General features: G+C 71.4%; 2 protein-coding genes. One reads left to right on the forward strand and one right to left on the reverse strand.

All coding sequences use genetic code 11. The features are described 5' to 3' along the window. Positions 1–232: hypothetical protein (locus tag E1266_RS38630; protein ID WP_165966380.1), on the forward strand; the 232-nt coding region annotated here is incomplete at its 5' end. A 354-nt stretch (positions 233–586) separates the two neighbouring features. Here the strand turns inward: E1266_RS38630 and fabI are convergent. After that, positions 587–1,222: enoyl-ACP reductase FabI (gene fabI / locus E1266_RS37310; RefSeq protein WP_132055296.1), on the reverse strand; the 636-nt coding region annotated here is incomplete at its 5' end.

Consider the following 1,222-nt stretch of genomic DNA (forward strand, 5'->3'; position numbering starts at 1 on the left):
CCCAGGCGTCCTCCCCACCCCGGAGATCGCCGCCGACCCGAACGCCTACCAGCTCCTGCGGGCGAACCCGGCCGCGATGCCGCAGACGCGCCTCATCTCCCCCGCCGCGGTCCCCCAGCAGGACAACCGCCACATCCTCCTGATCGCCGCGGCCGCAGGCATAACCGGCGCCGCAACGGCCCTGAACCTGACCGTCGCCGCCCGAACCCTACGCCGCCGCCACACCCGCTGACCAAGCCTCAACCCCACGGCCGGTCGCCCGCAAACCCCAGCCACGCACCGACCCCAACACCCGCGATCGCGCCCAAAGGCAGCTTTCGAGCGAAGCAAGAAACCCGACCGCGCAGCGAGCCCCCGGGGCGAGCCCGTCACGCCAAGCCCCCGCTCCGTTGCTCGCAGACCCCAGTCGGCACCGCAACCCCGCAACAACCTCAACGCTTGCGATCGCGTCCGAAGGCAGGTTCCGAGCCTGCGAGGAACCTGATCGCGCAGCGAGCCGCCAGGCGAGCCGGAGCGATGCAGCGATCGTGCGCATTGCCCGCCGAAGGGAAGGCGCTCCAGCGCCTGACCGCCAAGGGCAATGCAATCAGTACGCGCCGATGGCGTGGATGCCGCCGTCCACGTGGACTATTTCGCCGGTCGTGGCGGGGAACCAGTCGGAGAGGAGGGCCGCGCAGGCGCGGGCGGTGGGGTCGCTGTCCTTGATGTCCCAGCCGAGCGGCGCGGCCTTCGGCCACATGTCGGTCATGCCCTCGAAGCCGGGGATGCTCTTGGCGGCCATGGTGGCGAGGGGGCCGGCGGCGACGAGGTTCACCCGGATGCCCTGGGGGCCGAGGTACTTGGCGAGGTAGCGGGCGCACGACTCCAGGCCGGCCTTGGCGACGCCCATCCAGTCGTAGACGGGCCATGCCTTGGTGGCGTCGAAGTCCAGGCCGACGACGGAGCCGCCGTCCTTCATGAGGGGCAGGCAGGCCATCGTCAGGGACTTCAGGGAGTAGGCGGAGGCGTGCACGGCGGTCGCGACGTCCTCCCAGGGCGTTTCGAGGAAGTTGCCGCCGAGGGCGGTCTGCGGCGCGAAGCCGATCGCGTGGACGACGCCGTCCAGGTGATCGAAGCCGCTGTCGCGCAGGTTCCCGGCCAGGGCGTCGAGCTGCTCGGTGTTCATGACGTCCAGCTCGATCACCGGGGGCGGCGAGTCGGGGCCGGAGGGGAGGCGCTTGGC

The organism is Actinomadura sp. 7K534, assembly GCF_004348575.1.
Lineage (GTDB): Bacteria > Actinomycetota > Actinomycetes > Streptosporangiales > Streptosporangiaceae > Spirillospora > Spirillospora livida.